This is a genomic window from Clostridium acetireducens DSM 10703 (assembly GCF_001758365.1).
GTDB classification, from domain to species: domain Bacteria; phylum Bacillota; class Clostridia; order Clostridiales; family Clostridiaceae; genus Clostridium_C; species Clostridium_C acetireducens.
The window spans coordinates 39,353-49,594 of the sequence record NZ_LZFO01000017.1; the positions used below are offsets into that span (position 1 = coordinate 39,353).

Below are 10,242 nucleotides of genomic sequence, written 5' to 3' on the forward strand. Positions count from 1 at the left end.
TATTGTAAAAAACTAAAATATTTTTTCTAAAACAATTTAACTTGTTCTAATCCACCTAATCTAAATAAAGCTTCAGCATCATTATCTCTAAAGAAAGCTTTTCTTAATTCTTTGTTTTTAATCATAATTTGATTATTACCATTTATTGCATTTCTTAATTTACAACTATAAACTATAGGAAAATAAGTTCTTATAAATTTTCCTTCTGCATGAGCTGTTAAAGCTATAATTTGAAATCCTAATTGCTTTGCAATAAAAAATACTGGATCTAATACATGGTCACTAGAAGCTTTCCCAAAGGGATTATCTACTATAACTGTTCTATTTATTTTGCGATTTGAAATAACTTGTGTTCTTTTTTCTGTTAAATAATTTAAAATCCCTAAAAATAAAGTCATATTTTTACTCCATTTTTCTCCACCAGACCAAGAATTTGATACTTCCCATGAAAAAGGCATACTGCTCATATTTTGATCATTGGTTACTTTGCGGCATTTTACTTTAATATCATTTGATTTCATAACAACTTTAAGTAATTGCTTTGATTGAAGCCACTTTTCTATTGCATTTCTAACTTCTTTTTCAACTTCAATACCATTTTCATCTTTAAAACGTTCTCCTTCTAATTGTGTTTGCATCCATTCAATATATTTTGATAATTCTTCTTTACCTTCTTTTTCATCCCATTGTGGTATATTAAATAAAAATACCTCTTTCCATTGTTTTCCTAATTTTATTTTTGTTTTTCTAGGAATTTGTTTTAACTCTTGCATCATTGTAACTAAATAAGAATGTAGATTTGTTATAAATTGTTGAACTTCCTTATCATGCTCACAAATATCATTTTCTGCAATTTCAATTGTACGTAAGATTCTTTCATTAAGTTTACTTTGCCATTCTAAAATATCAGCAAATGTTTTCTTTTGTTGAACTCCTGTAACTACTATTTCCTTTAACTTTATATCTAAAATTTCATAGTTACAAAATCTAATAAACTCATTTTTACTACGCTCTAATTTTGATTCTTGTACTTCTAAAAGTTCATTAGCATCCTTTACTTCATCTATTATATCGTTTATTGTTTCAGTTCTCTTATAGGGAAACTCTATTTTAAAATCATCTTTTAAATCTATCTCTTTAATTTCTTCTGCTAAATATAAATATTTAAAATTGTATTTTTCTAATTTGTCAATATTTTTATCTATATCTCTCTGTTCTTTTTCTAAAAATTTATTTTGATTAGCTAAGTAATTCTTATTTTTTTCTATATTAACTTCTTCATTATTTAAGCTATTTTTTATCTGTTTTAATGGCAAACCAAAAACAACTGTTTCTTTATATTTATTGTAAAATTTCCTCTCTTCAGCTTCATGCACAGCTTTTTTTTCATAAAATAAAGCTTTAAATTTCTCACATTTCTTTTCTAAGTTTTCTAATGGTTTAGTCAATTCTTTTGATTCTTGTATTAGTTTACTTATTTCATTATCACCGTATATAGGGAATTTTAAGTTTTCATCTAAATCAAATTCTAGTTCTTCAACTAAATCATTTAATTCCTTTTCTGAAAATTCTTTTGCTTTTAAAACATATTTTATCTCTTCTTCTAATTGCTCTCTTCCCTTTTGTTTTTTATCTAAAATATCTTTCAAAGTTTTTCTTTGTTGTTTTAATACTTCTATACTTATTTCTGTATATTTAGGGCTACATTTAATAACTTCTTTGTAGAGTTCATTTGATTTTAATATACTTAAACTTTCTTTAATCTCAGAAGCTTTATAATTTATATCTTCTTTTGTTCTTATGCTTATATTTATCTCCCTTTCCCATTTAACTAGTTCTTCATCATTATACATTAACTTACTTTCAACTTTAATTTTTTTAATTTCATTTTCACTTTTTTCTTTCTTTTTATTTAAATATTCATTTGATTTTATAATCTTTTGTTGAAGAATATTTTGTTCTTGAATTCCATCACTTATTATTTTTATAATCTTTTCTATTTCACAATCTATATATTTTATTCTAGATTCTTTATTATTAATATTATTTGCTAATACCTCTATCTTAGCTTCTAGTTCTCTTATATATCTTTGTTTATCTTGATATTCATTATAAGAACATCTACTATAAAATTCTCTTAAATTTTTTAAAAGTTCAACACAATTACTAAATTCTTTTTCTTTATCCATACGATATTTTGTTATTTCTTCAGCTTTAATTAGAATTTCTTCTTTCCATGTTTTAAAATTACTTAAGCTAATATTTTTTTCCCATATAGAAGGCATTAAAATATTTTCTTCTTCAAATACAGCATTTCCTTGCAATTTAGCTCTTGCTTGTGCTTCACTTATTATAATAATAGGATGGGATATTTCATCTAACTTATTTTTAAGTTTATCCTTTAATTTGCCTATTTCTGAATCTAAAGTTATTATAGATATTGACCATAAAGGATATTTATTATTAATTTCTGTTAAATCTTTAGAACTACTTGCTAATCCTTGAATATATTCTGTTCCGCTTTCAATATAATTAAATGAGTTTCTCCATAAATTAATCCATTTTTCTATTAAAGGATCAGCCATATAAATTTCACTTTCCTTATAGTCATCAATCCATCTATAAGCTATTCTCTCCTTAAATATTAAATTTTCCTTTTCTTCTCTTAATATTTCCATACTATTTTCTAGTTGATTTAAAATTGCATTTCTTTTTAAATATAAAGAATTAAAGCTATAAAATCTATTTTTAAATTCTTTAATCTTCATTAATAACTCATTATGATTTTCATCTATATTTTTTAATCCTTCTCTTAATTTTATTTTTTCCTCTTTTAAATTTCCTAATTCTTTTCTATTCAATGGTATTTCTTCTAATAAATTTTGCTTTTCATGTTCTAAAGACCTCTTTTGTTCTTTATACTTAAAAATTAAATTTTCTAACTGTACTATTCTATCATTCCATTTAAGAAATTGTTCTTCTATTTTTTCTTTACTTGGATTATCTAATATAGAATTCTTAATTTTATTTATATCTTTTGTAAGTAGTTCAATAGATTTCTCTATAGCACCTTTTTTTGCAATTAAATCTTTTTCTATATGCTTTATTTTTAAAATTTTACTTTTATAAGTTTTAATATCATTCTCAATATTATCTAGCTGGCTTTGTATTATTGATTTTTCATTTTCTAATTTTTCTTCTTCAGCTAAATAATAACCTCTCAAATCCTTACTATTAACTTCTAACTTTTCACTAATATCTATTACATTCTCATCTTTATCTAGCTTTTCAATTTCTCCTTTTAAAAATTCAATTTTTTCTTCTTGTATCCTTATATTTTGATTATATTTAGCTATTTGTAAATTTTTTCGTTTTTTCTCTTTTTCCTCTTTACTATTACGAATTTCTTCATATTTAGTTAAACTTTCAGAAAAACTTTTTTTAGCCTTAAGTTTTTCTTCTTTTAATAATTCTAAATTATATGAACCCTTTTTTTGATTTAAGTATTTTTCACTATCCAATAAAATTTCTTGTTCTTTTTTATTTTCCTTAATTTTTTCTATATTGACATACTGTTGATTTTTAACAAGTTTATATATAACTTTTATCTTTCCTTTTATCTTAATTAGATTTTCATTTACATCATCATAATTTTTATATACTTTAACATAAGAATCTATCTCATTTTTCACTAATTTGCTTTCTTCAATTTTAGATTTTAATTGCTTATATTTTTTAAAATGCTCTCTTTGCTTTTCAAAAGTTTCCACAAAATCCTTGGTACCATTTCCGACTAATGCTTCTTCCACTGTAGGAATTAAAAGGTTGTCTACTAATTGACCAGTAGTTGTACAAGCATCAAAGAACTCTTCTACTCCACCTTCTGCTCCATTTATTAAAACAATTTTTCTCCATTCTGAGGGAATAATTTTAAAGTTACTTTCTATATACTCATGATATTCATGAATAGTATTAAAAATATTAGCTGTTATTCTATTTTTACTCATAATAGAATAATATTCTCCCATTTCTTCTTTAGTTGCAGCTCTTTTTCCCCCATTAATAGTTTCTTTTACAAAGGGAATTTTATCTATAGAATTATCATCACCCTCTTCATATTCATAAACATATTTAAGTGACTTTACAAAACCCTTATTCATAAATAAAGTTACACATGTTAATGCATATCTCCTAGGTTTTTCACTTAATATCCATTCTATTGCTATATGAGCTACATTATTTTCTAACATTAAAGTGTTTTTAATTTTACGTTGAGCTAAATCACTATGAGGTAATATAGATTGAATAGCTGTTTGTACAAAAACAGTTTTTCCCCCTCCATTTTCAATTAAAATTACTCCATTATGACCATCAAACTGAAATATATCATCATTATATCGTTTTGAACCATTTTCATAAATTACATTAGTAAAGCGTATTTTAGAAATTGCTGGCATTAACTTTCTCCTTTCTTCTGATCAATATTATACATAAAATCTAATATTTCTCGATTATAATCATATTCCATATAATATCTTTGAATTATAGTTTTAGCTTTTTCTGTAAGCTCTACTTCTTCATTACCAACGTCTTTTACCAACTCTTGTTTTTCTAGGAAATTTGTTACTGTACTTAAAAAACTTTTTCTGCTTATAGTTCTAGCATCTTGATTTTTTACATTCTCCTTAATTTCATCCATATCCATCCATTTTTTTAAAATAGCTGACCAGTTATAATCAAATTCTTTATCTAATTTTTTTAATTTTTCTAAATCATATTCATTTAATGCTAATATCCTATTATTTAAAACATTCAACCATTCATTTACACTTATAAAATCTCTAGTAGGTTCCATGGTTTGATAACTATCATAAAATTCTCCAAATAGTACAATTATAGATACATACATTAAATATAAATCTAAATTCACTGCTTTAGAAGGAAGATATGTATTTTTAATAAATTCATTTGAAACATGATATATAGAATCTTTTGATATAGGTATCATATATATGTAGTCTCCTGATGCAAAAATAGTACAATCTACTTCTCTTGCAAATTGGTCAACTAACCCTCTTATATTTTCATCAGCTGCATATAAACATAATTCTTCTCTTTCACCATATCCTCTTATTGAAAGCTTTGAATATAATTTAAAGGCTTGAATTACTTGTTCATTGCTATATTGAAGCATTATTTTCCTCCAATCTAACACTCATATTTTTTATAGTAAATCTATCTGTAACATATAAAACTTCTTCTTCTTCTTTTACATAAAGGAGTTTTCCACAATTTATTAATAATTTAAAAGCTTCTGCAAATAAAGACTCTTTTTCTTCATCTTTTGTTTCTATATTTATTGGTGACTTTTGATGCAGTATAATCCAAAAGTCATAAAAGCTGCGATTATTTAATATATCCTCTTCTTTATTATTTTTAAGATATTTTATAATCTCTTTAATAGTAATTTTTCTTGTATCATCGATAGTCTTTAAAATAATTTCTGCTACTTTTTTAAAATTTTCTCTTTGAATTTTTTTATCAATTTCAATTTCTTGTTCTGAAGATGGAATTAAAAAATTTTCATTTTTTTCGTTTTTATCTTTATTTTCAATTCTTTGTTTTGAAAATACTGTTAATGGTGACCATGTTTTATGTATTTCTAAATACATAAAAGGTTCAATTAATCTTCTTGATGCATTTAAGGGAAGAGGTGATGAAAATAACCTACTTGTAATTTCTTGTTCAAAATTAAATGAATCTATTCCTATATAATAAAGTGATTCCTTAGCAGCTTCAAGAGCAGAAGTTTTAAGTATAATACTTTCTTTAAAAAGTAATCTATGTTCATAATGTACTTGTCCCAATTCTTTATCGATTTGAATCATGAGGTCATATGCTTTTCTATCCTTATCATTAGTAATTTCATTACCAATAGTTTCTTTAATCTGTTTTACAAAAGAATGTAACTCTTCAAATTCTTCATTTTCACGTTGTAATCTTAAATTTATATCTTCAATTACATTTTTATATCTTTCATATATTTCATTTGACACTATATTTCTATTAACTTCATGTTTAATTCTTTCTATTCTATCCTGAAGATTTTTAACATCAAGACTCATTTCATCAATTTGTCTTAAGGCTCCTATAAATTCTCCCTTTTCAAGCTGTTTTCTTAAAACTAATTGATTAATAGATAGTTGAAATTCATTAAAATATTCCTTTGTAGCAAAAATTAGCTCAAGGCCTTGTTCATCTAAAGTGTAATATTGAGTATTATTTTTTAAATCTGCTTTATCTGCTTTTAAAATAGAGTAATTAACACTGTCGTTTTTTCTTGTTTCCCAATTATAAAATATTTTAGAATTTCTTTTTCCGCTTGGTGGTCTAAAGGTTTCTATAATTGTTCTTGCAACTTTTTCAAATCCATTATAATCTAAGTCTATTTCCCCCTTATTTACTCGCTTAAGAAATATAGCTACTTCCTTTACTCCTATTTTCTTATTTCTTATGACCATATTTTCAAAAAAGAATAATAATGTGAGAAGACCTAAACTAAAATAATCAATAACCTTATTACTATTATCCTTTAAAGTTTTATTACTTAGCTTATATAGTGGATCAAATAAAGCAAGTCTTTGGATTCTTTCTCCATAGTTTTCAGTTACATTATGTATATTTATATCCAATTTGTATTCCTCCATATATCTCTAAGTTCATTCTTATTTAAAGCTTCTTGTGGCAAATATCCTCCCTTATTTAAAATATTTTTAATTTTTTCATTTTCCTTATCACTAAAAAACTCAAAAAAGTTCTTTAAGGCATTATAATCTTCTATTTGAGTTTCTTTTCCTAAACTATAATTCTTATTAATAAGTTTCCTATAAAATTCAACAGCTAAAAAAGCATTTACCTTTTCATTAAGAGAATTCCAAATAGATATACCTTCATTATCTAAATCCCCAAAATAATATATTTTATGTTCTCCTTGAACTCCTAGCTGCTTTTCTAACATAGTAATGTTAGCTACTATTTTCCAACCTGATCCCCAAATTAAGGATGTAAATTTTGTATCTTTTAGTACATCAAGTAATTCCAAAAATGTAGCTTTATTCTCTACTATTAAATGATAATATGTAATTTTTAAAAGTTGTTTTGAGCTAGTCTTTAACTTTTTTGGATTAATAGCTAACATTAGAGGATCTGAATTATTAACTATATTAAGCTTTTCCCATATTTTTATTCTTTCTAAAATTTTTCTTCCACCTTTTTCATCAATCCATTTTTCATCCCCTACAATATTAAAAGACCTTTCCTGTGCAGTTGTATAATTTCTAGGAAAACCCTTTTTATTAATATAATCATTAATTTTTTCAATGTAAGGCAAATCTTTATTCCACATATTTTCATTTAAATTAAAATATTCTTGTAAGTCAATTTCCTTACTAATTTTTAATTCATATTTTTGAATCTTATTAACATGCTCTTTTCTTAATTCATATCTATTAATTCCAAACTTATATGGCAAAGAAATTTCTTTACCATTATTATTATTAGGATTTTTTTGAATAAGTATATTTTCATTAACTAATCTTTTTATACTTTTAGCAAATTCATTATATGTAATATCTCCTGAAACTAAATTTTCTAATTCTCCTAGTTTTATAGTTGATTTCTTATATGATTTTAAATACGAAATTAAATCTTTATACATGGAATTCTCCTTTAATTCTATTATTTAACATACATTGTATTGGTTTTTATTATATCAGTCAACATTTTATTTACATTTTTCTTAGGTATTTTCCAATTTTATAATTAAAACAAAAAAACACCAACTAAATTCTTAATAGTCACTGTTAATTTAAAATTATTTATATATAATAAACTTATTTAATAAAAAAACAGAGCATAACACTCTGCTTTTTAAAGTACACCATAAAAATAATCATTTTAATATATATCTATTATAAGATTCATCAAAAGAATCTTCACCAACATCTTTATTTGATTTTACATTATAATAACTTTTTAATGTTTCTACCATATAATAAGGTCTAGTATATTTAACGTTTACTTCCTCAGCCCTAAAATACATTCTATATTTTTCTATAACTTCCCTCATAAAATCTATTATTTCTTTATTATAAAAATTTTTAGCATCTAATTTACCATTATTATTTTTCCAAATAGGAAGATTGCGTATATAATCTCCAGTTATAATTACTTCTCCAATAAACGTCTTATAAGTATGTCCTGATATAATTACTTGATTCTTTTTTCTCCAAAATAAGTTTTTATCTTTACTTATTACACATATACCATTTACTATAAAATACCATCCGTTTTCTAATTTTTCACTATATTCTTTACAAAAATTATATAATTTAATCTCAACTTTCATATCATTCATCTTTTTATTTTCAGAACCTACATAAATTCTTTCATAAATATCATTTAAAAGTATCTTTTTATCATTAATCCATATGCTAAAATTTTCTTTTAATTTGCACCTATACCTATTAACTATTAAATCAATTAATTTATTAATAAATTTAGTATTCATAAATATTTTTTTTACTTTTCTATATAAATCGTGTATATCTATGATAACTCCTTGTTCAATACAACTGTTTATTTTCTCTTCTTTAATATCCATACTCCAACTATTTTTTTCCCAATTAGATATATTTATTGGAACATTATATCTACAACCGGAAATTTTGGATGTAATATTAATTTTTCTTCCTATTTTTAATACAGATCGTTTAAGTCCTCTATCATGTTGTATTTCATAATCTTCATTAACAAAAAAAGTAAAAGCTGATTCTAGCTTCTCTTTACTCATTCCTCCACAATTATCTTCTATACTAAATTGTTTAGGATTAATTAAAAGTTTAATAGTATATTTTTTATTTCTATTATATTTATCTGAAGCTTGTATACAATTATCTATCAAATTTAATATAGCTGTTTCTAAAGTTATTTCTCCTACAATTGATTTAATAATAAAATCTCTTGATGGACTTAAGTCTATTTTTTTATTAATCATATATACATTAACCTAAATAGTGATTTCATATTATATTTATTATTTATTTTGAAAAATATTCTTTTAATATAAAAAATATATTAATATTCTCTATTTATTTCTGCATTTGTAACATATTAATTTGCATAAATTTCATTTTTAGTTAATATTAATCTAAAAAATAATAGACATGATATTTTATTATTTTTTTAAATACTCTTCCATAATTTTTTGCATAATTTCTTTATTTGAATCTTTAACTTCATTCAAATAAACTAAAGCACTTCCATCATATTTTTGAGTTTCTCCAAATAATATTACCTCATAGCAACTTCTTAAAACATTTATTATGCAATTATCATAATGATCTTCCTTACAACTTCTGCATTGTTTAAGAATATCACTTATTCCTACTACTAAATTATGTTGATCATATAGCTTTGCATCTGCACTTGGTATATTTTTAAATCCATTTTCAACATATGTTACATCATTTTTAAAACAACCTAATATGCATTTTTTAGAATATCCAATTAAACACTTTTCTTCTTTACAAGCACCACATTTTTCTTCTGTTAAACAGCAATTAGCTAGATTTTTTGTAATATTATCAAAATTTATTTCATTCTTAGCTATACCCATAGTATGTCTCCCCCTTAAATTAAGTGTATAATGATTATTACTTAATAACTATTATACACTTAATTTAAAAAGATTTCAACCTTATGAAATTTTTATCTTACATGGTAGTATATTTATACCTGCTTACTAAATCAATTTGTTATATACATTAACAGTAGACTCTGGTAAAACTAATTTAGCTATCATAGGAACTATTCTCTTAAAATGTTCTGCATTATTATGTTTAGCTAGTGCATCTTTGCTTTCCCATTCCTCAATTACTGCTAATATTGTAGAATCTTTATCGTCTTGGAATAACTCATATTTTATGCAGCCTTCTTCTTTTCTTGAAGCTTCAACTAACTCTTCATATAATTTTATAACCTCATCAAGTTTATCTTGTTTAACAAATTTTTTTGCTACTACTTTTATCATTTGCAAATCTCCTCTCTCTCCTATAAGTTCTGTTAAGTTATATGAACATTGCTTCCCCTCAACCTATGAAATATAATAGATTTACCATAAAAATATTACCTCCCAGAAAGGAGAGAGGAAACAATGAACAAAGCTAATAAAAAAATCACCTG

General features: G+C 23.7%; 7 protein-coding genes. All 7 read right to left on the reverse strand.

Annotated elements, in window-relative coordinates:
- Nucleotides 1-26: 26 nt before the first annotated feature.
- The 7 genes from CLOACE_RS06920 to CLOACE_RS06950 all read right to left on the reverse strand — a co-directional run bounded on the left by CLOACE_RS06920 (nt 27) and on the right by CLOACE_RS06950 (nt 10,090).
- Entirely contained in the window at nt 27-4,457 is a 4,431-nt protein-coding gene (locus CLOACE_RS06920; protein ID WP_070110375.1) for a coiled-coil domain-containing protein, read from the reverse strand.
- Nucleotides 4,457-5,194, reverse strand: coding sequence for a DUF6063 family protein (locus CLOACE_RS06925; RefSeq protein WP_070110376.1), 738 nt, complete (start codon nt 5,192-5,194; stop codon nt 4,457-4,459). Before CLOACE_RS06925 ends, CLOACE_RS06920 begins: the two co-directional genes overlap by 1 nt.
- Nucleotides 5,181-6,692: a replicative DNA helicase gene (locus CLOACE_RS06930; RefSeq protein WP_070110377.1), complete on the reverse strand. Its 1,512-nt coding sequence runs from the start codon at nt 6,690-6,692 to the stop codon at nt 5,181-5,183. Before CLOACE_RS06930 ends, CLOACE_RS06925 begins: the two co-directional genes overlap by 14 nt.
- Complete coding sequence (locus CLOACE_RS06935; RefSeq protein ID WP_070110378.1) at nt 6,683-7,717, reverse strand: Wadjet anti-phage system protein JetD domain-containing protein; 1,035 nt, start codon at nt 7,715-7,717, stop codon at nt 6,683-6,685. The genes CLOACE_RS06930 and CLOACE_RS06935 overlap by 10 nt, the downstream gene beginning before the upstream one ends.
- 234 nt (nt 7,718-7,951) lie before the next feature.
- The gene (locus CLOACE_RS06940; RefSeq protein WP_070110379.1) at nt 7,952-9,055 is read right to left on the reverse strand and encodes an ATP-binding protein; all 1,104 of its coding nucleotides are present in this window, start codon (nt 9,053-9,055) and stop codon (nt 7,952-7,954) included.
- Nucleotides 9,056-9,235: 180 nt separating this feature from the next.
- Nucleotides 9,236-9,676 (reverse strand): hypothetical protein, encoded by a 441-nt coding sequence (locus tag CLOACE_RS06945; protein WP_070110380.1) that lies wholly within the window; start codon nt 9,674-9,676, stop codon nt 9,236-9,238.
- A 126-nt stretch (nt 9,677-9,802) separates the two neighbouring features.
- Nucleotides 9,803-10,090 carry a putative quinol monooxygenase gene (locus tag CLOACE_RS06950; RefSeq protein ID WP_070110381.1) on the reverse strand — a complete coding sequence of 96 codons (288 nt, stop codon included), beginning with the start codon at nt 10,088-10,090 and terminating at the stop codon, nt 9,803-9,805.
- Nucleotides 10,091-10,242 lie beyond the last annotated feature (152 nt).

Bases quoted from the DNA above. Each gene is read 5' to 3' on its own strand.
- CLOACE_RS06920 (WP_070110375.1), bottom strand. From the start codon at position 4,457: ATGCCAGCAATTTCTAAAATACGCTTTACTAATGTAATTTATGAAAAT.
- CLOACE_RS06925 (WP_070110376.1), bottom strand. From the start codon at position 5,194: ATGCTTCAATATAGCAATGAACAAGTAATTCAAGCCTTTAAATTATAT.
- CLOACE_RS06935 (WP_070110378.1), bottom strand. From the start codon at position 7,717: ATGTATAAAGATTTAATTTCGTATTTAAAATCATATAAGAAATCAACT.
- CLOACE_RS06940 (WP_070110379.1), bottom strand. From the start codon at position 9,055: ATGATTAATAAAAAAATAGACTTAAGTCCATCAAGAGATTTTATTATT.
- CLOACE_RS06945 (WP_070110380.1), bottom strand. From the start codon at position 9,676: ATGGGTATAGCTAAGAATGAAATAAATTTTGATAATATTACAAAAAAT.
- CLOACE_RS06950 (WP_070110381.1), bottom strand. From the start codon at position 10,090: ATGATAAAAGTAGTAGCAAAAAAATTTGTTAAACAAGATAAACTTGAT.